The sequence below is a fragment of the Stutzerimonas kunmingensis genome (genome assembly GCF_900114065.1).
Taxonomy (GTDB): domain Bacteria; phylum Pseudomonadota; class Gammaproteobacteria; order Pseudomonadales; family Pseudomonadaceae; genus Stutzerimonas; species Stutzerimonas kunmingensis.
Genome location: NZ_FORS01000003.1, coordinates 507,202 through 528,686, shown reverse-complemented (window position 1 = coordinate 528,686; position 21,485 = coordinate 507,202). Strand labels below are relative to the sequence as shown.

Genomic DNA, 21,485 nt, shown 5'->3' with positions numbered 1-21,485 from the left:
TGTCCTTATGTTCTGAATGAATCAGCCCTTGCGGGCAGCGAAAGTCTGCGCAACGCCGGAATGCAATGGCCGGTCCGCGTTCGCGAAACCACCCTGACCGCCGACCAGCCGCGCTAACGTTGCGCCGCGCATCAGCATCCCTTCAGAGCCGATCAAGCCATGCCTGCGGCTCGAAGCCGGCAAAGGCCAGCAGCGCCGGCAGACGCTCGGCAAATCCCTGGAAGCCATGGTCGCCACCGGCCTGAATGCGCAGTGCACAGCCACGATAGAACTGCGCGGCGTCACGGTAATCCAGCGTCTCGTCGCCCGTCTGCAGCCAGACCTGATAGCGCTCGGCATCCTGTGGTGGCGCGGTTTCCAGTTCCGCCAAGGCGGTTACATGATCGTCGGTGAGGTCCCAGACTTCCCCGCTATACAGATTGGTCTGCGGCCCAAGATAACCGTCGAACCGGCGGTGCGGTGTCACGGCCGGATTGATGAGCAATGCCTTGAGGCCATGGCGCTCGGCGAGGTGCGTCGCATAGTAGCCGCCAAGCGAGCTGCCGACCAGCAACGGCCGGCCGAGCTCCGCCAGGCATGCTTCGAGTTGGGCGATGGCCTGACGCGGATGATGGTGCAGCGCGGGGACCCGCAAGCGTTCGGCCATGCCCAGTTTCTCCAGCGCAGCGGACAACTGGCTGGCCTTCTGCGAGACCGGTGAGCTGTTGAGACCGTGGATATAGAGAATCGAAGGTGAATAGCTGGACATGGATACAGTTCGTAGGAAAACCGCAAGGCTACAAGGCACTTGCCGCCGTCTGCAAGCAGGCCGGCGGCATGATGGGGTGGGCTCGGGGTATCTGCTGGCAAGTACCGCCAGGGCGTGTCACTGCGCGCAGAGCCGCCTTAGTAGCCCTTGACGCTGTAGTCGATCTCGAACTCGATACCGCTGACTCGGGAAACGCCCGTCTCCAGCTGCCCATCGGCATATAGCCGCAGCCAGCGATAACCCGGCGCCACGCTGTCGACCTGAAAGTCTTCGCTCTGCGGGGCGAACTGCACGCCGGTCGATGGCGACGCCAGCAGGCGTACACCGTTGCGCCAGTGATCGAACTCCTGGTGGATATGGCCCCAGAGCAATGCACGCACGTTGCGGTGACGATCGAGCACCTCGAACAGGGCTTCTGGATTGCGCAGCCCGATGGTATCCATCCAGCGACTGCCGATGGACACCGGATGATGGTGCAGACAGATCAGGTGGTGATGGTCCGGCGCCTCACTCAGTGCGCGCTCGAGCAGTTCCAGCTGATCGTTGCGCAGCATGCCGAACACCGAGCCCGCCACCAGCGTATCGAGCATCACCACACGCCAGCCGCCGATCTCCAGCACCGGTTCCATCAGTGCACTGCCACGGCAGGCCTCACGCATTGCTGCCAGCTCGTCGTGGTTCCCCGGACACCAGCGCGCTGGTGCTTCGATGCGCTCGGCAAGCCGGCGGAACCGCTGGTAGGACGCTACCGAGCCATCCTGCGACAGGTCGCCGGTGGCAAGGATCAGGTCGATGCGCGGCTGCTCGTCGATGGCCAGCTCGACCACCTGCTCCAGGCTGTCACAGGTATTCATGCCCAGCAGCTTGCCGTCCGCTTCGGCAAACAGATGGCTGTCGGTAAGCTGCACCAGCAGAACCGAATCTTCAACAGTCAGGGACGCACCAGGCAATGCCCTTCTCCTTGAGCTAAATCGCAACGGAATTATGGTAGGTGCCCGGCAGGGGGGTAAACCTCGGGATGTGGGCTTGGATCACAGAATAGCGCTGCGCATCCAGGGCGGATCAAGCGCAGTATCAGGCTATCAAGGCATGGCGCAAGGGGTCAGAGCACCGGTTCCAGCTCGTGCCCGCAGGCCAGACAGTGGCCCAGCCATTCGCCGAGGAACAGATTGAGCTGGTTCTTCTCGTCCGGCTGGTGCATCTGCGCGTTGGGGTAGTGATAGATGCCGCGGAAACGTCGCGCATTCTCGGCGCGAATGACTTCGGCCATGCGCGCATCGTGGTACACCCGCACCTCCATCTTCGGCACCGGCAACCAGGTCAGGCAATTCTCCTGACTGACCTGCAAGGTCGTGGTGTAAGGGCAGCTCTCCAGCACCTCGAGCACCAGCACACCGAGCAACATGTCGCCCTGACTGATGGCGATGCGGCGCGCGTCGCAACCGTTACGCATGCCCGGCAGCAGGCGCATCAGGCGCAGGTAATTGGCCTCGCAGGCCGACTGCAGCTCGAGCAGGTCGACTCGGTATCGCTCGCGCGTCTTTCTCATGTCCACGCCCCCCGCACCTGCTCTCGATTCAAGGCCAGCCACTGCAGTGCAATGATGCTGGCCGCGTTGTTGATACGACCCTCGTTGACCGCGCGGAGTGCCTGCTGCAGCGGCCAGACATGCACGCGGATATCCTCGCCTTCCTCGGCCAGACCGAAGACGCCTTGTGCGCCTTCGCTGTCGCAGCGACCGATGTAGAGATGCACCTGTTCATCGCTGCCGCCCGGGGACGGGAAGTACCGGGTGATCGGCCACAGCTCGCCCAGCTCCAGCCCGGCTTCTTCGACCGCCTCGCGCCGGGCCACCGCGTCAGGTGACTCGTCCTTGTCGATCAGCCCCGCCACCAGTTCGATCAGCCAGGGGTTCTCAACCTTGCCCAGCGCACCCACGCGGAACTGCTCGATAAGCACCACCTGATCGCGCTGCGGATCGTAGGGCAGCACGCACACGGCGTCATGCCGCACGAACAGCTCGCGACTCAACTCCGCGCCCATGGCGCCGCTGAACTGGCGATGACGCAGGTGCAGGCGTTCCAGCCGGTAAAAACCGCTGAAGCATTGCTCTCGTCGGAGGATCTGGACATCATCCGGTCCGGGCTTGAAGGTCTCGCTCATCGGGTACTACTCATATCGGTTTGAACCGCGCCTTACGTGACGGCGGGCGACTGCAACCGTCACAACGTGAGCGGCTTCGTCGCCATCCTAACGCGGCATCGTCGCTGGCGCAGCCCTTTGCAGACCACCGTAGCCGAAGAAAGCTCCACCTGCAGCGCCGCACGAACTTCAGGTGTCTTCGGCAATCGAAAGCGCACTGCCATGCCTGGACCAACCATGAATCGAACCGCCTCCATCCGCACTCTGATCCTCCTGAGCAGCCTTGTCGTGCTGCTGAGCGGCTGTCAGCACCTCGCCTCCGAACGCCCGGTGGAGGTGCGCCAGAACCTCACCGAGCAACGCCCGCAGGGCTGCCAGGGCGAAGACTGCCCACTGGTGAACATCGACACCCTGACCTTCACCGACGAATCCGAACTGAACAACCTGATCGACGCGCGCCTGCGCCGGATGACCATCAATGGTCCGGATGATCGCCTGCCGGATTCGCTCAAGGGTTATCAGCAGCAGTTTCTACGCACTGCCGAGCCGGGCTGGAGCAGCTACCTGCAGGCCAAGCTGCGCGAGCAGCACCGCGACATCCTGGTCGTCGAGCTGTCCAGCTATCTGTATGTCGGTGGCGCCCACGGTATGCCCGGTCGCGGCTTCATCAACTACGACCGAGAGGCCGATCGGGAATTACGTCTCGAGGACCTGCTGATCCCCGGGCAGGAGGGCAGTTTCTGGCGCGTTGCGCGCCAGGCCCATCAACGCTGGCTGGTGGAGAACGGCCACGCCCCGGACGCCGAGTTCACCGGCTTCTGGCCCTTCCAGCAGACAGAAAACATCGCGCTGCTGAAAGACAGCGTGTTGCTCAAGTACGACGTGTACAGCATTGCGCCGTACTCGAGCGGGCACCCTGAACTGTTCATCCCCCATGAACAGCTGGAAGGCATTCTGAAGCCGGAATATCTCTGAGGATACGAAGCGGGCCGGTATATGCCGACCCGCTTCGAGTCGTCTACAGCCAGTCGATCACACCTCGCCGGTCACACCTGCTTGTAGATCACCGAGCCTTCGTCCTTGAAACGCGAGGACTGCTCGGCGAAGCCCGCCTCGATGGCCTTCTGCTCGTCGGTCAGGCCGTGCTCAGCGGCGTATTCGCGCACTTCCTGGGTAATCTTCATCGAGCAGAACTTCGGCCCGCACATGGAGCAGAAGTGCGCCACCTTGGCCGATTCCTTCGGCAGCGTCTCGTCGTGGAAGGCACGCGCGGTGTCCGGATCGAGGCCGAGGTTGAACTGGTCTTCCCAACGGAACTCGAAGCGCGCCTTGGACAACGCATTGTCACGGATCTGTGCGCCCGGGTGACCTTTTGCGAGATCAGCAGCATGGGCGGCGATCTTGTAGGTGATGATGCCGGTCTTGACGTCATCCTTGTTCGGCAGACCAAGGTGCTCCTTCGGCGTGACGTAGCAGAGCATGGCGCAGCCAAACCAGCCGATCATCGCCGCACCGATGCCACTGGTGATGTGGTCGTAACCCGGTGCGATGTCGGTGGTCAGCGGGCCCAGGGTGTAGAACGGCGCCTCGTCGCAGCATTCCAGCTGCTTGTCCATGTTCTCCTTGATCATGTGCATCGGCACGTGACCCGGGCCTTCGATCATGCACTGCACATCGTGTTTCCAGGCGATCTTGGTCAGCTCACCAAGGGTTTCCAGCTCACCGAACTGTGCAGCGTCGTTGGCGTCTGCAATGGAACCCGGACGCAGGCCGTCGCCCAGCGAGAAGCTGACGTCATAGGCCTTCATGATTTCGCAGATGTCTTCGAAGTGGGTGTAGAGGAAGTTTTCCTGGTGATGCGCCAGGCACCACTTGGCCATGATCGAACCGCCGCGCGAGACGATGCCGGTCACGCGCTTGGCCGTCAGCGGCACGTAGCGCAGCCGCACCCCGGCGTGGATGGTGAAGTAGTCCACGCCCTGTTCAGCCTGCTCGATCAGCGTGTCGCGGAACAGCTCCCAGGTCAGGTCCTCGGCCACGCCGTTGACCTTCTCCAGCGCCTGATAAATGGGCACGGTGCCGATCGGCACGGGCGAGTTGCGGATGATCCATTCGCGGGTTTCGTGGATGTGCTTGCCGGTGGACAGGTCCATCACCGTGTCCGAACCCCAGCGGATGCCCCAGGTCAGCTTGGCCACTTCCTCTTCGATCGAGGAGCCCAGAGCCGAGTTGCCGATGTTGCCGTTGATCTTCACCAGGAAGTTGCGGCCGATGATCATCGGCTCGAGCTCGGTGTGGTTGATGTTGGCAGGGATGATCGCGCGTCCGCGGGCTACTTCGTCACGCACGAATTCCGGCGTGATCTCCTTGGGGATCGAGGCGCCGAAGCTATGCCCGGCGTGCTGATCCTTGAGCAACCCAGCCTCTCGAGCTTCGGTCAGTTTCATGTTCTCGCGGATGGCAACGTATTCCATCTCGGGCGTGATGATGCCCTTGCGCGCATAGTGCATCTGGCTGACGTTATGCCCGGCCTTGGCCCGCCGCGGATGGCGTACATGGGCAAAACGCATGGCGGTCAGCTCGGCGTCGTTCAGGCGACGCTGGCCGAACTCGGAGGTCAACCCCGGCAGCTTCTCGGTATCGCCGCGCTCCTCGATCCAGGCACTGCGCACATCGGCCAGGCCCTTGCGTACGTCGATCTGCACGTTCGGATCGGTATAGGGGCCGGAGGTGTCGTAGACGGTAACCGGCGCGTTGATCTCGCCGCCGAAGTCCGTGGGCGTCACGTCCAGGCTGATCTCGCGCATCGGTACGCGGATATCTGGACGCGAACCCTGCACATAGATTTTCTGCGAACGCGGGAAGGGTTGGATCGACTGCTGGTCGACCTGGGCGGATTCACTCAGGTTCTGTTGTTCTACACGCATCAGGCTGGCTCCTAGAGAATTGTCGGAGCGAACCTGAAAACACGGATGGCAAGGGCATCGGGTGCGCCGGAACTGGCGCTGAGAGAGCTGGCCGAACGACTGGCGAGCACATCTTGTTCCCTACGCAGGCCTTAACCTGATCAGGTTCAACGGGATCCGGAACTTTCCGATCTCAGCCTTCGCTTCAAGGCACCCCGACAAGAACGCTATCGAGTCTAATCAAGACCCAGTACGAACGCCATGCCAAGGGCGAAACTAGTCGACCGCTCGGTCATTCCGGCCGGCCGCAACCGGCATCTGACATTGCCTCGCACACGCGCCTTGACCCCCCGTCAGCCGCCGCTTAGCCTTGCCCCTCAGCTCTATTCAGGATGGACCCAACATGCTGCGCAGACTCCCCCTGGCTCTCGCCGTGGCTTCCCTCACCGCCGGAGCAGCCTGGGCACAGCAAACCGTCCCGCTCGCCAGCAAGACCGATCTGGTCAGCGTCTATCAGCAAGCCGTCAACAACAACGCCGATCTGGCTGCAGCGCGTGCGCAGTTTCGCGCACGCCAGGAAATCGTGCCGCAGGCGCGGGCCGGGCTGCTGCCCAACCTCAGCGCCGGCGCCGAGCTGAGCGATACCGAAACGGACGTCGATACCAGCAGGGGCTCCACCTCGCTGTCGCGCAGCGGTACCGTCTACCAGGCAACGCTGAGCCAGCCGATCTTCCGTGCCGATCGCTGGTTCCAGCTCAAGGCCGCGGAAGCCGTGAGCGAGCAGGCCGCAATCGAATACTCCATCACCGAACAGGACCTGATCCTGCAGAGCGCCCAGGCCTACTTCGCCGTGCTGCGCGCACAAGACAACCTGGCGGCAGTGAAGGCCGAGGAGGCTGCATTCAAGCGCCAGCTCGACCAGGCCAACGAGCGCTTCGAGGTCGGCCTGTCGGACAAGACCGACGTGCTCGAAGCCCAGGCCGGCTTCGATACCGCCCGGGCCAACCGCTCCATCGCACAGCGCCAGGTCGAGGACGCCTTCCAGGCGTTGTACACACTGACCAACCGCGAATACATCGCCCTCGAAGGCATCCGCCACACCCTGCCGGTGCTGGCCCCGGTGCCGAACGAGGCCAAGGCGTGGGTCGATACCGCAACACGGCAGAACCTCAACCTGCTGGCGGTCAATTACGCGGTGACCGCAGCGGAAGAAACCCTGCGCCAGCGCCGCTCCGGCCATGCACCGACGCTCGATGCTGTGGCGTCCTATCGCAAGGGCGACAACGATGCGCTGGGCTTCAGCAACAGCCAGAGCATCCCGGGCTTCGACATGCCACGCTACACCGGTGACGTCGAGCAGCGCAGCATCGGCCTGCAGCTGAACATCCCGCTCTACAGCGGCGGCCTGACCACCTCGCAGAGCCGCGAGGCCTATTACCAGTTGAGTCAGAGCGAGCAGCAGCGCGAAAGCCTGCGCCGCCAGGTGGTGGAAGCCACACGCAACCTGCACCGCGCGGTGAACACCGATATCGAACAGGTCCAGGCCCGCCGGCAGTCGATCATCTCCAACCAGAGTGCGCTGGAAGCCACTGAGATCGGCTATCAGGTCGGCACACGCAACATCGTCGACGTACTCGACACCCAGCGCCGCCTGTATGGCGCCGTGCGGGACTACAACAACGCCCGCTACGACTACATCCTCGACAACCTGCGCCTGAAACAGGCCGCCGGCACGCTCAATCCGGACGATCTGCAGCAGCTGGCGGCCTACCTGAAGCCCGACTACAACCCGGACACCGACTTCCTGCCACCGGATCTGCCGCAAACCATCGGCCAGCCGGTGCGGATCGATTACTGAGTGACGGAAAAACAGGTGCATGACCGGCCGGGTAGCCTAGCGATACCGTCATGCACTTGTGCGAGCACCCAGCGGCTGACAACTCTAGTGTTGAGTTGCCCGGCCCGGGGCGGGAAAACGACAAAAGCATCCAGCGCCGAACATGGCCACCTGACGCCGAATCCGCCCGGCTAATTACCCGAGCAGCCGCCCCAACCCCGCCAGCAACCGCTCCAGAGCCCCCTGATTGGCCTTGAGCACGCCGAGACCGGCATCGCGCATCGCCTGAGCTCCGCTTGGATCGCCCCAGAGTTCGCTGACCGCTTGCGCCAGTTGCACGGCATCCTGCACTTCGCGCAGGGCGCCGGCATCGCGCAGTTGCGCGGAGATTTCGAGAAAGTTGAATAGGTGCGGGCCGCTGAGCACCGGCTTGCCCAGCGCGGCGGGCTCTAGAAGGTTGTGCCCACCGTTGGGCACTAGGCTGCCGCCAACGAAGGCGACATCCGCCAGCGCATAGAGAAACAGCAGCTCGCCCATGGTGTCGCCGACCAGCACCTGGGTGCCGGCGTCGACCACTTCCCCCGTCGAGCGCCGCACGGCGACAAACCCGTCCCTGACCGCCGACTCGTACACCGAGGCGAAGCGCTCCGGGTGTCTGGGCACCAGGATCAGCAGCGCCTGCGGGTGTTCGCCAAGCAGCTGGCGATGAGCAGCGAGCATGATCTCGTCCTCGCCAGCGTGAGTACTGGCGGCGATCCACAAAGGCCGCTCCAGCGCCGCCCATTGGCGGCGCAAATCGGTCGCCCGCGCCAGCAGTGCCGGGTCGATGGTCAGGTCGAACTTGATCGAGCCGGTCACCTCGACGCACTCATCGCGCGCACCGAGCTGGCGAAAACGTTCGGCTTCAGCCTCGGTCTGCACGGCAATCAGGCTCAGCTCGGCCAGCATCGGCGCGGTCAGACGGGCGAAGCGCGCGTAGCCGCGAGCCGAGCGCTCGGACAAGCGCGCATTGGCCAGCGCTACCGGAATGTCGCGGCGTGCACACTGATGGATATGGTTGGGCCAGAGTTCGGTTTCCATCACCACCGCCAGCTTCGGTCGCACGCGCTCAAGAAAGCGCGCCGCCGCCCAGGGCAGGTCATAGGGCAGATAGCAGTGCTGCACGCTGTCGCCGAACAGTGCCTGGATGCGCTCCGAGCCGGTCGGGGTCATGCAGGTGACGGTGATCGGCAGATGCGGATAGCGCGCCATCAGTTCGCGGACCATCGGCGCCGCGGCGATGCTCTCGCCGACCGACACCGCATGCACCCAGATGCCACCCGGACGAAGCGGCGGCAAACCAAAGGCGAAACGTTCGCCGATACGACGGGAGTAGGCCGGCGCGCGCCAGGCGCGCCAGAGCAGGCGCAGAAATACCAGCGGCAGGCCGAGGTGGAACAGCAGGGTATAGAGGGTGCGATTCATGGGCGCGGAGCTTAGCAAGCCGCCTGCCGGCGAGCCACAATCGCCACGGCTGGCGAACTAGTTGACGAGGACGCGACCGAACGAAGTTGACCTCCTCCAGCCCACGATCAGGATTTCCCATGTCCGGTTACGTTTACCTGGCCATCGCCATCTGCGCCGAAGTGATCGCCACCACCTCGATGAAAGCCCTGGCCGGCTTCAGCCGCCCGCTGCCCCTGTTGCTGGTGATTTGTGGCTATAGCCTGTCCTTCTGGATGCTGGCGCTGGTGGTGAAGACCATTCCGGTGGGGATCGCCTACGCCATCTGGGCGGGCCTGGGCATCGTGCTGGTCAGCATCGCTGCGGCGCTGATCTATCGCCAGCACCTGGACCTGCCGGCAGTGCTCGGTATGGCCCTGATCATCGCTGGCGTGGTGGTCATTCAGCTGTTCTCCGGCAGCACCGGCCACTGAGCACCCCGCGAACTGCATGCAGTTATACTGCGCGTCCGTTTCCCCGTATGAGGCCTGCACATGCCTGAATCCCTCAGCACCGATGTCCTGATCGTTGGCGGCGGCGTCGCCGGCCTCTGGCTCAACGCGCGCCTGCGCAGGCAAGGTTTTGCCACGTTGCTGGTGGACAAGGGAACGCTGGGTGGCGGGCAGAGCGTGAAGTCCCAGGGCATCATTCATGGCGGTACCAAATACGCCTTGAGCGGCGCCCTCACCGGCGCATCCGAAGCCATCGCCGACATGCCACGGCGCTGGCGCGAGGCTCTTGCAGGCAAGGGCGAGCTGGATCTCAGCGGCGTGCGCCTGCTGTCCGATGCGCATTACCTCTGGTCGCCCGGCACGCTGGCCGGCAATCTCACCAGCTTCTTCGCCAGCAAGGCAGTGCGCTCGCGGGTTGGTCAGGTCAAGGGCGACGAACTGCCACCCGCTCTGCAACACCCGAAATTCAAAGGCAAGGTCTACCGCCTCAGCGAACTGGTGCTCGATGTGCCCAGTCTGATCGCCCGCCTGGCCGAGCTGGCCGGCGACAGCCTGCTCGCCGGCCAGCAGGTCGAACCGCTGCTCGATGGCGACGAGCTGGTCGGTCTGCGCGTCGACGGCCGCGAGATCCGCGCTCAGCGCATCGTCTTCAGTGCCGGTGGCGGGACGGCCGAGCTGCTCACGACGCTCGGCCTGCAGCAACCGGCCATGCAGCGCCGTCCGCTGCACATGGTCATCGTCAAGGCGCCGACGCTCAAGCCGCTCTATGCCCATTGTCTGGGCGGCGGCACCAAACCGCGAATCACCGTGACCAGCCATCCGGCGGCAGACGGCGAGTGGGTCTGGTACCTGGGCGGCGATCTGGCCGAAGCCGATGGCGTGGCGCGCGACGAAGCCAGCCAGATCGCCGCGGCGAAGAAGGAACTGGCCGAGCTGGTACCCTGGATCGACCTGTCCGCAGCGCACTGGGCCACACTACGCATCGACCGCGCCGAGCCGGCGCAATCGGCCCTCGCCCGTCCGGACAATGCCTTTCTCGCCGAGCAGGGCCGCCTGCTGGTCGGCTGGCCGACCAAGCTGGCGCTGTCACCGGACTTTTCCGACCGCGTCGAAGCCGCTCTCGCCCGCGACGGCATTCGCCCCGGCCAGCATCCTGCGCTACCGGAACTGCCGCGACCACCGTTGACCGGGCCGTTCTGGGAAGGGCTGCTGCCATGAACGCAACACTGCATGAGTTGCACCGCCCGCTGGGCAGCATTGGCCTGAACATCTCGCCGCTGGGTCTGGGCACGGTGAAGCTCGGACGTGACCAGGGCGTGAAATATCCCAGCGGTTTCGCCATTCCCGACGATGCCCAGGCTCGCCAGCTGCTGGCTCTGGCCCGCGATCTGGGCATCAACCTGATCGATACCGCCCCGGCCTACGGCGTCAGCGAAGAGCGGCTGGGCCCTCTGCTCGCCGACCGGCGCGATGAGTGGGTGATCGTCAGCAAGGTCGGAGAGGAGTTCGAGAACGGCCAGTCGCGCTTCGACTTTTCCGCCGCGCACACACGCTTTTCGGTCGAACGTAGCCTCAAGCGTCTGCGCACCGATCGCATCGAACTGGTGCTGGTGCATTCCGATGGCAACGATCTGGACATCCTGCAGCACGCCGAGGTCTACCAGACCCTCGCCGAGCTCAAGCGCGAGGGCAAGATTCTCGGCTACGGCCTCTCCGGCAAGACCGTGGACGGCGGACTGCTGGCGCTGCAACAGGGCGACTGCGCGATGGTCACCTACAACCTCAACGAGCAGGCCGAGCGACCAGTGCTCGACTACGCTGCAGCCCACGGCAAGGGCATTCTGATCAAGAAGGCGCTTGCCAGCGGCCACGCCTGCCTCAAGCCAGGTGAAGACCCGGTGCGCCGAAGCTTCGAGTTGCTGTTCGGCCACCCCGGGGTCAGTGGCGCGATCATCGGCACTATCAATCCGCAGCATTTGACGGCTAACGTACGGACTGCTGCTGCTGTTCTGACCGGCAACTGAAACGGTCCTGGCGGCAACGTTCATCCGCTACGCGGAAGCGCATTACGCTGATGCCGCGCGGTTACTTTCTTCGCCGCAAGGAGAAACCGAATGCCAAGAGTTCTGGTGCGCAAGAGCCCTGCCGCATTCAAGACCCTGCCTCTCTACGTCGAGGCCAGCCAGGACAACCTGAGCTACCAGAGTCTGGGCCGGCCGCTGAACTTCGGCGAAGTCATCGAGCGTCGGCGTCCGGTCGAGGTCCCCAGCACCCACCGCTTCGCCCTCGAGCTGGCCAATCTGGGCGTTTCGGTGCGCCTCACCCTCGACTGGCAGGATCGCGAATACTGGGTGCTGGTACGCCAGCAACGGCTGGATCGCGGCGACGTGGTACTCAAGCTGATCTCCGGCTACGTGCCGGCTCACGAACTCAATCTGCCGCTGCTCACCGCCATCCAGGAAATCGCCGAGGAATGCCTGCTGGAAACCCCGGAAGGCTGGCTGAGCGGCCGCTTCGGCGATACCTGGCTGCCAACGCCGTATGAAGGCCCGCTGCAGTACCGCGAAACGCCGCACTTCGCGCTCGCCTCGCTGACCGGCGCCACGCGGCCGGTGCACTGCGGCGAGCGGGTGCTGATGGAACGTCCGTGTGCATACGTGCACCTGCCTACGGCCTCGCTGCAGCTGGTTTACGACATGCGTCTGGAAGTGCCGAAGGACGTGCATCGGCCAAGCCTGTTCCATGTCGACGAGCGTCTCGAGGACGGCGAGCTGGTTGCCCGTCTGGATCGCAGTCAGGCCGATCTCTATCTGATTCCGCTGCGGCATGGCGAACCGCAGGAGCAGCTGCTGCAGCTGCGTAGCGGCCGCCTGAGCCCGGTGGCGACCCGCGGGCTGTGGCTGTCGGAAAGTTTCGCGCCGCAGGACGGCTGGGTAGTGCGCGACGAGCGCATTGGCTGGAAGGACTGGTGGGCCGGCCGCGCCCTGGCTGTCGCCCGCTGAGTGGCGGCGGCACGGCCGCGGCCGCTAGGCCTTGCGAATCTTCTCGACAATGGCGGTGGTGGAGCTGTTCTCTACCAGCCCCAGCACACGCACCTCGCCGCCATAGGCGCGGACCAGCTCGGCGCCGACCACCTGATCGACACCGTAGTCGCCACCCTTGACCAGCACATCGGGGCGTACCTGCGCCAGCAGGTTCTCCGGCGTGTCTTCGGAGAAGCACACCACCCAATCCACCGCCTCCAGGCCGGCGAGCACCGCCATGCGCCGGTCGACACTGTTGATCGGGCGGCCCGGCCCCTTCAGGCGACTGACCGAGGCGTCGTCGTTGACCGCGACGATCAGCCGGTCGCCCTGAGCGCGCGCCTGCTCCAGATAGGTCACGTGACCGGCGTGCAGAATGTCGAAGCAGCCGTTGGTGAAAACGATCTTCTCGCCCTGGGCGCGGGCATCCTCGACCACGGTGAGCAGTTGCTCGACCGTCATCATGCCGCGCCCGGAGCCTTCCTCGCGCTGGATCGCGCGGCGTAGCTCCGGCGCGCTGACACAGGCGGTGCCCAGCTTGGCGACCACGATGCTGGCGGCCAGGTTGGCCAACGCCACGGCCTGCGGCAGCTCGGCACCGGCGGCCAGCGCAGCGGCCAGTGTGGAAATCACGGTATCGCCGGCGCCAGTCACATCGAATACCTCGCGCGCGCGCGCCGGCAGATGCAGCGCGGCGTGGTCGGGGCGCAGCAGGGTCATGCCGTGCTCGCCACGGGTCACCAGCAGAGCGTCCAGCTGCAGGCGGCGCATCAGCTCGGCACCCTTGGCGACCAGCTCGGCCTCATCGGCGCAATGCCCGACGATCGCCTCGAATTCGCCGAGGTTCGGCGTGATCAGCGACGCGCCACGATAGATCTCGAAATCCTTGCCCTTGGGATCGGCCAGCACCGGAATCCCGCGGCGGCGCGCCGCCTGGATCAACGCCTGATGATTCCTCAGCGCGCCCTTGCCGTAGTCAGACAGCACTAGCACCTTGACCCCGGCCAACAGCGCCTCGACCTCAGCCAGGATCGCCGCCGGATCGGTATCGAACGACTCCTCGAAATCCATGCGCAGCAATTGCTGATGGCGGCTCATGACGCGCAGCTTGACGATGGTCGGCTGGTGCTCGATGCATTGGAAATGCGCTTCAACGCCGGCGGCTGCGAGGCTGTCGACCAGGCTCTGACGCGCCTCATCCTCGCCGGTCACGCCGACCAGGCGGGCAGGCGCGCCCAATGCAGCAATGTTCAGCGCAACGTTGGCCGCACCACCGGGGCGATCCTCGATCTGCTCGACCTTGACCACCGGCACCGGCGCCTCCGGCGAGATGCGCGACGTGCCGCCATGCCAATAGCGATCGAGCATGACGTCACCCACCACCAGGACGGGGGCTTGGTCGAAACGGGGCATGGACAGCTTCATTGATAGGGCTCCGGGGCGCTGGAAAACGCCGCGGATCATAGCATGCCGGCGCGCCGCGGCTCGCGCGGCCCAGCAGACACGCGGATCACGCCGGCTCGTCGTCCTTGAACTGCTTCTCGTGCAAACGAGCATAGGCACCGTTCGCCGCCAGCAGCTGCGCATGGTTGCCGCGCTCAACGATACGCCCCTGCTCCATCACCAAGATCAGATCGGCCTTCTCGATGGTGCTCAGGCGATGGGCGATGACCAGCGTGGTGCGGCCACTCATGGCGTGGTCCAACGCGCTCTGGATATGCCGCTCGGATTCGGTGTCCAGCGCCGAAGTCGCCTCGTCGAGGATCAACACCGGCGCGTTCTTCAACAGCGCGCGGGCGATCGCCAGACGCTGGCGCTGACCGCCGGAAAGCAACACACCATTCTCGCCAACCAGCGTCTGGTAGCCTTGTGGCATCTGCTGGATGAACTCGTCCGCGTAGGCATCGCGCGCCGCGCGCTGGATGTCTTCCAACGGGGCACCTGCCAGATCGCCATAGGCGATGTTGTTGGCGACAGTGTCGTTGAACAAGGTCACCTGCTGAGTCACCAGAGCGATATGCCGACGCAGATTGCGCAGCGTGTAATCCTCGATATCCACGCCATCGAGCAGAATCTGCCCTTGTTCGTGGTGGTAGAACCGCGGAATGAGATTAGCCAAGGTCGATTTGCCACTGCCCGAGCGCCCGACCAGCGCAACCATCTGCCCCGGCTCGACACTAAAGCTTATATCGTGCAACACGCGCTTATCGGTGCCCGGATAGACGAAGCTCAGCCCGTTAATCTCCAGTCGCCCCGCCACTCGCTCACGCTCCAGCGTACCGCCATCGACTTCCGAGGCTTCGTCCAGCTGCTCGAAGATGCTTTCGGCACCGGAAACACCCTTTTGTATAGTGGAACTGACCTCGGACAGCTGCCGGATCGGTTTCGGCAGCAGGCCGGCCAGGGTGATGTAAGCAACCAGATCGCCAGCAGAAGCATCACCGCGCATGTACAGCACCAGAAACATTAGTACCGCCATCGCGCTGTAGATCACCAGCTGCAGCGTCGGCGTATAGACCGCATTGGTCTTGACCATGCGCAGCTGCTTGCCGGTGTTGTCCTGACTCGCGCCGAGAAAACGTGCCTGCTCGTAGGACTCGCCACCGAAACTGCGCACTACCCGGTAGCCCTGGATGGTTTCCGAGGCCACATGGGTGACATCCCCCATCGCGACCTGGATCTTCTTGCTCTGCTTGCGAAATTTCTTGCTGGCACTGGAGACCATCACCCCGATCACCGGCAGGATCGCCACCATCACCAACGTTAGCTTCCAGTTCATCCACAGCAGCGTGGCGAACAGGAAGATCACCGTCATACCCTCGCGCACCACCACCTTGATCGCATCCGTCGCCGCCCCCGTCACCATCGTCACGTTGTAGGTGATGCGCGAGATCAGATGTCCGGAGTTGTGGCTGTCGAAGTAGCGATTGGGGAGCGTCAGCAGGTTGTTGAACAGCGCCACACGCAGGTCATGTACCAATCCCAGCGAGACGCGGGCCAGGAAATAGTTGCCAAGAAACGAACCGACACCCTGCAACAGCGCGATGACAACGATCAGCAAGGGCACCGCCTGCAGCAGCTTGAGCCCGGCCAGCCACTCCAGTTCGTTGAGATGAGGCACCTGGGCAAAAAAACTGGCGTCCGGGTTGTTCAGCCCGTCGACGAAGAACTTGAGGATGTAGCCCAGCATAGGCTGGGTGGAGGCGAAGATCAGGAAACCGAGGATGCTGATCAGGAAATAACCGGCATATGGCTTCACGTAGCCGAGCAGCCGAAAGTAGATTTTCAGACTGGATGGCTGCTCTGGCGCAGATGCGTTCGCACTCATCTTGAAATTTCGTCAATCATTGAGAGGGCGCGGAGTCTATCACACCGGGCTTGGGCCTCTTGGAACTCGAAATGGCGAACGCCAATGCAAGCGGCAGCCAACTGATAAACCATTCCGCCCGGGGCGTATCCCAGAGGCTTGCCGCATCGAACTGCATCGCCACTCCTGCATAGACGAGCAGCACAAACACCAACCGCCCAACAGCTTGTCGACGGGCCCTCCAGGCTCGGAGCAGCGCCGCGCACCACAGCACCATCCAGATCAATATTCCCGGCCAGCCAAGCTCGATTCCAACATGCAGCGGCAGATTATGGGAGTGCTCGAATACCGTAGTGACGGTATCGACCCTGACGCCATAGTCAGTTCCGGCACCGATACCCCAAGGAGCGCCAGCAACCATCTGTGCAGCAGACAACAGAATCTCCGGTCGATAACTTGCGCCGCGCGCCATCAGCAGAGGCTCATACATCCACCAGCCCAAGGCGCCCGCGAGCACGATCGCACCCACCGCGTAGCCAAGAATGCGTGTCCGACCGAGCAACAGAAGCACGGGGATCGCAACAAACACAGCCAAGTAGGCGCCCCGACTTTGGGTCATGGCGACGAAGATGAACATGGGCAACACCGCAACCAGCGTAAGCCCCCGCAGCTTGCTTTGCTCTGGCAGCAATGCAAGCAACCAAACCATGGCTGCCCCTATCACATAGCCACCGAGAATCGGATGCTCCAGCCCTCCGCTACCTCGTAGTCGATGATTCAGCGGGTTGCCCTGCTCACCATAAAAGACCAGCAAACTCGCTAACGCGCCCAATGAGAGCCCCCATCCTGCGAGCCAGAGTAGCCGGTAAAGAGATCTTTCTCGGCGAGCGTCTCCATATAGCAATACGAATGAGAGCCAGAACAGTGCGATGTAAAGCAGATGCTTTACCGTGCGCAGGGGTTGCGACGTGTCGCTCCATAGCAGGGTAAGGGCAGCCCAAAGCATCAGGCCCATCATCAGCACCCATCCCGAAGGCCAGCAATGCCACCGCTGAGCCCATTGCTTTCGCCAGATCCAAGCAGCCGCCAGTGTAGGGAGCCATAGCAACACGACCAAGCCCTGCTGATACAGCTTGCTGCTTGGAGCCCAGGCAAGCATCGCCAGAAACCAGAGCTGCCCCAACCACAACCATCGCTGCAGGTTCACCAGATCGCCCATCATGAGTGTATTTGCCTTGACTCGCATTCAACCTCTCCACAGGGATGGCGATCATGCTTGCCCCAACGACGCAAAGCAAAGGGTATGATACATCCCCCTTGATCAAGCTCGCGCCGCCATGCAACGCAAAAAGCTAATGCAGTTTCAGCTCGACCACATGCTTAAGGGAGCCCGGCTAATTGAGGCGGACGGCCATGGCCCAAAGGTCTATCAGCTCGCAGACGGAACTTTCCTGAAGATATTCCGCCGCAAGCGGCTACTTTCATCTGCATTGTTTCGCCCCTACTCCAAGAGCTTTTGCAACAATGCGCAGCGCCTCAAGGAGCTCGGCATCCCCACGCTGGAACCTATTTCGCGCTTCAATCTGGAGCAAGCGGAACTGACAGCTGTTCACTACAAGCCGCTGCCTGGGCAATCACTCTTTCAGCTATCGAAGGCGCCGAGATTTGAATGGGGCGATCTCATGCCCGAATTAATCTGCTTTATTCGCAACCTCTATACCCAAGGCGTGTACTTCCGCTCCCTGCACCCTGGCAATATTGTGAAAACACCGTCAGGAGAACTCGGACTTATCGACATAGCAGACATGAAATTCTATCGTCGGTCATTGTCGACCCAATTGCGGCGTCGCAATCTGGCCCACTTTCATCGCTACCTCGAACGAGAGGGGTTGTCCGAAACATTCCCCTTTGCCGAGCTCGGCCAAGCACTATTGCCAAGCTAGAAGATTGCGAGCGGCATGCTGATAATTCGCCCACTGGCGCTGAGCAGCAAGAACCTGCCCCTGCCGCTGGGACACCTGCTCGGGAGATTGTGCGAGACATAGCTCAATAGCCTTTTGCCAGCCTGAAACACTACCTGGCTCGACATAAATTGCCGAATCTCCGAGCTGCTCGCGAAATACCGTTAAATTACTTGCCACAACAGGCACCTGGGCAATTACCGCTTCCTGCAGAACCAACCCCAGCCCCTCACGGTAAGAGGGCATCACAACCCAATCAAAAGCGCGATACAACGTCGCCGCATCGTCTAGATGGCCCGGCAAATGTACACACCTAGATAGCCCAAGGGAGGCAATACGCTGCTGCAGCAGCGGCCGTTGCTCTCCTTCTCCCAGAACCACCATATGCAAATGCGGATGGCCGCATGCGACCTTGGCAAAGGCCTCGATCAATACATCGAAGCCCTTTTCCGCAACCAGCCGGCCTAAGGCACCGAAGACTACCGCATCACCCGGAAGCCCCAAACGGCTACGCGCCGCAGATCGACCTAGCAAACGCCGGGCGACCTGCTCAGGGTCCAGCGCACTACGCAGCACCGCTACCGGCAAGCACGAGCTCTCGGCAATTACAGCAGCAAGTGTTTGTGAAACGGCGGCCAAACGCAGCCGATCAGCCGGGACGCCGCCGAAAATGGCATTGTCAGCCGAACGTATTCGCACCTCTCCGTGAAACAGCACAACAGCCTTCAGATTCTTGCTCTGCTTCAGAAGCGGCAAGACAAAACGCGCAACACCCAAACCATCTATCAAGAGAACCCGCGCGCCGACTGCTTGCAGTTCGTGCAGGATGCGCCTTCGCCAAAACCATTGCGTTAGTCTTCTGAAACCTCGCCTCTTCAGCACTCGGCTCGGAACATGCCAAGCACGAGAGCCGCTGCAAGGATCGCCTTGAAGCACCCAGTTCTCATACCCGCCTTCATATCCAGCCGCAGTGAGCAATTGCTCATGCACCTTATGAACAGAGGCATAGGCCGACCCGGAACACCACATTATGTTAACCAGCATCACATCTCCGAATGCTCGCTTTCCTTTCCGAATCCATCAGCATGGATGAAAACCTTTTTCACTGATGCTCCAGCAATCCTCCCGGGCCAAATTGGGTAAGGCAACACGATCGGAATCAGCAAGCCCTCTCCACGGAGTGTTTTTCCAGGTAATAAAATGAAAATATGGAAACTCGCGCTCGCCATCCAAATCAGTACGCAAGCTGCCCTTGTTCCAGGTCCACCTCTGCGGAAACCGCATACTGCCATCAGTCCATCGAATTCTTGTATAGGGTGTACTAAACGCCTCCAAGAACTCGCTGTGGCGCCGGAGCACATTGAATTTATCCCTGATATTTCGAATCGGCTCCGGCCAGTTCTTGCCTCGGATAAACAGGCGACTAAAAGCTTTCTCATCGAAAGCCAGATGAACTTCGACAGCCAACATTTTCTGCCAATCTGGAACACGCATAAAAGTGCCACGCATTTGCGCATCGTTACGCAGCAGGCATAAATGTCCAGAAATCCGCCTCTCATGAGTCGACAAAAGATCATAGCGCTGCAGGCGTTGGTCGAAGAAGTACCGCCTCAGGTCTCCATAAACCAGATCGATATCACCAAACCCCCAAAAATCATAGCCAGCCAGTTCGGACTCATGAATGTACCCAAGCGCAGGTTTTAGGTCGCAGAGCTTATATGGGCTAGCCGGCGAAAAATCGATATTCAGGCGAGCGGAAACCAGAGAGCAATAAGATGAAAAACTAATTTCACGAATACGAACATTCGGAGGGCAATTCGGCGGCACGCCACAATCACTAAACAGCAGCCAGTCAACACTCGGGTTATAGCGGCAACTTTCCAGAAAAAAAGACATCCAGAAAGGCCATCGACCGAAATAGGGAATGACGAGGCAGATCCGTGGAGAAGCCATTCACACCCCCAGACGCGAACGCAGCCGATCCAGCCAGCCGGGCTCGGGCCGGCTGCGCAGGGGCGGCTCCAGCGCTTCGACGATGGCCTTGCCCAGAGCCGCGAAACTGTAGCGCTCGGTGACCAGGTCGCGGCCGCGCTTGGCGATGGCCTGGGTCCGCTGCGGGTCGGCCCGTAAGACGGCCAGCTTCGCCTGGATATCGGCCACCGTGCGGTAGAGCACCAGATTGTGCATGTCGACGAAGCCCAGGGCCCGGTTCTCCGCCTCGCCCTGGTCGTAGGCGAAGAGCACGCAGCCGCAGGCCATAGCCTCGAAATTCTTGATCATGTACTCCCCCATGCCCACATCGGCACTGACGAAGAAGCGGATGCGGTTCAGGGTATTGAGGTAGTCCTCGCCGGACTGAGTACGGGTCACCAGCAAGTTTTCCACTTTTCCCAGTTCGTCCAGCAGGGCCTTGCGTCCGCTGTAGGCGCCGCTCTTGGTGCTGCCGACGAAGGCCAGTTCGAGGTCCCGCTCCAGCCATAGGTCGCGCAGCAGTGCCTGGTCGTAGCCCTTGGGCACGAAGTGCGCATCGAAACCTTCCTGGCGCAGCCGCTCGCTAACCATGAAGCCCGAACTGATCACCCGCGCCCACGGCAGCCTCGCATAGTGCCGGCTGAACTTGCCGGTGTACTTGCAGGGAATGTAGTTCTGGTAAGCGTCGTGCTCGAGGATCGCCAGGTTCGGCACGCTGCGGATGAACGGGACCTGGCGGATCTCCTGCTTGAAGCGCAGGAAGAAGAGAATCCGGTCGTAGCGGGCGACATCCACCTCGCGGCGGAAATAGCCCTGCAGATCCGCTTGCTCATCCCGGCTCAGCCAGCGCAGGTCGCAGTCACAATGGCTGGCGATGCCTTCATACAGGCGGTCGAGAATGACCCGTTGCTCGGCCTGGACAAGAAATAGGAGCCTCATAGAACCTGACCGCCTTCCCGGGTTATGCACAGTGTTGGAAATTCGCTCCCGGCCGTGAAGCTCCTCTCGCCGAGCGCTCTCAGAAACACCTCTGGACTGTTGAGCGGCAATTGGACCAAATCAGCGACAGGGATATCCCACCATTTCGCCTTCAGCAGCTGTTGCGCTACGGATTCCGGATGCCTTTGCGCAACCACTCTGGCCGGAACGCCTGCAGCGATCGAATAGGGCGGCAAGCTCTTGGTAACCACCGATCGGGCCGCCACGATGCAGCCGGTGCCGATCTCCACGCCTTCCATGACCATGGCATCGCGCCCGATCCAGACATCGTGCCCGATACGGGCCGGCGTGCCGCTCGCTTGGTAATGCCAGGCGGTTCCGGAATACTGGAACGGATGGGAGCTAACCCAGTGGGTCGGGTGCGTATTGCGCTCCTGCCCCAGCACCACATTCGAGCCGATCGAGCAGAAGCGCCCGATGGCGGCGACGTTCTGCAGTTCGCCACCGCTGCGCATGTAGGTCCGGGCGCCAATGCTCAGCTCACCGAACAGCATCTGGACATGCCCGATTTCGACCCCGGCCTCGATATGGAGACGGCTGCCCTTGCGTATGGCCATGGTACCGCTGGCCACCTTGCAGCCATGCCGGCGGATCCAGCGCTTCCAGTATTCATTCTTGAGCCGGGCAATCATGCGTCCGGGGACTCCAAATCAGCCT

20 protein-coding genes and 1 riboswitch are annotated in these 21,485 nt (G+C 62.3%); of the genes, 7 read left to right on the top strand and 13 right to left on the bottom strand.

Going from position 1 to position 21,485, the window contains the following annotated elements:
* Positions 1-142: 142 nt before the first annotated feature.
* The 4 genes from BM275_RS10445 to BM275_RS10430 all read right to left on the bottom strand — a co-directional run bounded on the left by BM275_RS10445 (position 143) and on the right by BM275_RS10430 (position 2,911).
* Positions 143-748: a YqiA/YcfP family alpha/beta fold hydrolase gene (locus BM275_RS10445; RefSeq protein ID WP_041015874.1), complete on the bottom strand. Its 606-nt coding sequence runs from the start codon at positions 746-748 to the stop codon at positions 143-145.
* Positions 749-885: 137 nt separating this feature from the next.
* Entirely contained in the window at positions 886-1,698 is an 813-nt protein-coding gene (gene cpdA / locus BM275_RS10440) for a 3',5'-cyclic-AMP phosphodiesterase (protein WP_090521044.1), read from the bottom strand.
* A 152-nt stretch (positions 1,699-1,850) separates the two neighbouring features.
* Positions 1,851-2,297, bottom strand: coding sequence for a DUF1249 domain-containing protein (locus BM275_RS10435; protein ID WP_003301652.1), 447 nt, complete (start codon positions 2,295-2,297; stop codon positions 1,851-1,853).
* Positions 2,294-2,911, bottom strand: a complete 618-nt coding sequence (locus tag BM275_RS10430; protein ID WP_090521042.1) for an NUDIX domain-containing protein — start codon at positions 2,909-2,911, stop codon at positions 2,294-2,296. The genes BM275_RS10435 and BM275_RS10430 overlap by 4 nt, the downstream gene beginning before the upstream one ends.
* A 216-nt stretch (positions 2,912-3,127) precedes the next feature.
* On the opposite strand from BM275_RS10430, the gene BM275_RS10425 reads away from it, so the two are divergent.
* Complete coding sequence (locus tag BM275_RS10425) at positions 3,128-3,865, top strand: RsiV family protein (protein WP_090521040.1); 738 nt, start codon at positions 3,128-3,130, stop codon at positions 3,863-3,865.
* Positions 3,866-3,936: 71 nt separating this feature from the next.
* Here the strand turns inward: BM275_RS10425 and thiC are convergent, their stop codons facing one another.
* Positions 3,937-5,817: a phosphomethylpyrimidine synthase ThiC gene (thiC, locus tag BM275_RS10420; protein WP_090521038.1), complete on the bottom strand. Its 1,881-nt coding sequence runs from the start codon at positions 5,815-5,817 to the stop codon at positions 3,937-3,939.
* Positions 5,818-5,917: 100 nt separating this feature from the next.
* Positions 5,918-6,024, bottom strand: a riboswitch (TPP riboswitch).
* Between the two features lie 175 nt (positions 6,025-6,199).
* Between thiC and BM275_RS10415 the strand changes: the two genes are divergently transcribed.
* Entirely contained in the window at positions 6,200-7,654 is a 1,455-nt protein-coding gene (locus BM275_RS10415; RefSeq protein WP_090521036.1) for a TolC family outer membrane protein, read from the top strand.
* A gap of 174 nt (positions 7,655-7,828) precedes the next feature.
* Here the strand turns inward: BM275_RS10415 and waaA are convergent, their stop codons facing one another.
* Positions 7,829-9,097: a lipid IV(A) 3-deoxy-D-manno-octulosonic acid transferase gene (gene waaA, locus BM275_RS10410; RefSeq protein ID WP_090521032.1), complete on the bottom strand. Its 1,269-nt coding sequence runs from the start codon at positions 9,095-9,097 to the stop codon at positions 7,829-7,831.
* 119 nt (positions 9,098-9,216) lie between these two features.
* Between waaA and BM275_RS10405 the strand changes: the two genes are divergently transcribed.
* From BM275_RS10405 to BM275_RS10390, 4 genes are all read left to right on the top strand, one after another.
* The gene (locus BM275_RS10405; protein ID WP_046617622.1) at positions 9,217-9,549 is read left to right on the top strand and encodes a DMT family transporter; all 333 of its coding nucleotides are present in this window, start codon (positions 9,217-9,219) and stop codon (positions 9,547-9,549) included.
* A gap of 60 nt (positions 9,550-9,609) precedes the next feature.
* The gene (locus BM275_RS10400; protein ID WP_090521029.1) at positions 9,610-10,785 is read left to right on the top strand and encodes an NAD(P)/FAD-dependent oxidoreductase; all 1,176 of its coding nucleotides are present in this window, start codon (positions 9,610-9,612) and stop codon (positions 10,783-10,785) included.
* Entirely contained in the window at positions 10,782-11,591 is an 810-nt protein-coding gene (locus tag BM275_RS10395; RefSeq protein ID WP_090521027.1) for an aldo/keto reductase, read from the top strand. Before BM275_RS10400 ends, BM275_RS10395 begins: the two co-directional genes overlap by 4 nt.
* A 90-nt stretch (positions 11,592-11,681) precedes the next feature.
* A complete protein-coding gene (locus tag BM275_RS10390) occupies positions 11,682-12,569 on the top strand; it encodes a metal ABC transporter ATPase (RefSeq protein ID WP_090521025.1) in 888 nt (295 codons plus the stop codon).
* Positions 12,570-12,593: 24 nt separating this feature from the next.
* Here BM275_RS10390 and hldE read toward each other — a convergent pair whose 3' ends face one another.
* The 3 genes from hldE to BM275_RS10375 form a co-directional block, all read right to left on the bottom strand.
* The gene (hldE, locus tag BM275_RS10385) at positions 12,594-14,015 is read right to left on the bottom strand and encodes a bifunctional D-glycero-beta-D-manno-heptose-7-phosphate kinase/D-glycero-beta-D-manno-heptose 1-phosphate adenylyltransferase HldE (RefSeq protein WP_090521023.1); all 1,422 of its coding nucleotides are present in this window, start codon (positions 14,013-14,015) and stop codon (positions 12,594-12,596) included.
* An 85-nt stretch (positions 14,016-14,100) separates the two neighbouring features.
* On the bottom strand, positions 14,101-15,918 hold the full coding sequence (gene msbA, locus BM275_RS10380; RefSeq protein WP_090521021.1) for a lipid A export permease/ATP-binding protein MsbA: 1,818 nt from the start codon (positions 15,916-15,918) through the stop codon (positions 14,101-14,103).
* Between the two features lie 16 nt (positions 15,919-15,934).
* On the bottom strand, positions 15,935-17,119 hold the full coding sequence (locus BM275_RS10375) for an O-antigen ligase family protein (RefSeq protein WP_036997396.1): 1,185 nt from the start codon (positions 17,117-17,119) through the stop codon (positions 15,935-15,937).
* A gap of 115 nt (positions 17,120-17,234) precedes the next feature.
* On the opposite strand from BM275_RS10375, the gene BM275_RS10370 reads away from it, so the two are divergent.
* Positions 17,235-17,840, top strand: coding sequence for a toluene tolerance protein (locus BM275_RS10370; RefSeq protein WP_036997383.1), 606 nt, complete (start codon positions 17,235-17,237; stop codon positions 17,838-17,840).
* Here the strand turns inward: BM275_RS10370 and BM275_RS10365 are convergent.
* The 4 genes from BM275_RS10365 to BM275_RS10350 are packed head-to-tail and all read right to left on the bottom strand — an operon-like array spanning position 17,826 to position 21,460.
* Positions 17,826-18,902 carry a glycosyltransferase gene (locus tag BM275_RS10365; protein WP_003286622.1) on the bottom strand — a complete coding sequence of 359 codons (1,077 nt, stop codon included), beginning with the start codon at positions 18,900-18,902 and terminating at the stop codon, positions 17,826-17,828. The two genes, BM275_RS10370 and BM275_RS10365, sit on opposite strands and share 15 nt — an antisense overlap.
* A 36-nt stretch (positions 18,903-18,938) precedes the next feature.
* Complete coding sequence (locus tag BM275_RS10360; RefSeq protein WP_080573106.1) at positions 18,939-19,811, bottom strand: DUF6625 family protein; 873 nt, start codon at positions 19,809-19,811, stop codon at positions 18,939-18,941.
* On the bottom strand, positions 19,812-20,768 hold the full coding sequence (locus tag BM275_RS10355) for a glycosyltransferase family protein (RefSeq protein ID WP_003286624.1): 957 nt from the start codon (positions 20,766-20,768) through the stop codon (positions 19,812-19,814).
* Positions 20,765-21,460, bottom strand: a complete 696-nt coding sequence (locus tag BM275_RS10350) for a CatB-related O-acetyltransferase (protein ID WP_090521019.1) — start codon at positions 21,458-21,460, stop codon at positions 20,765-20,767. The genes BM275_RS10355 and BM275_RS10350 overlap by 4 nt, the downstream gene beginning before the upstream one ends.
* Between the last annotated feature and the right edge of the window lie 25 nt (positions 21,461-21,485).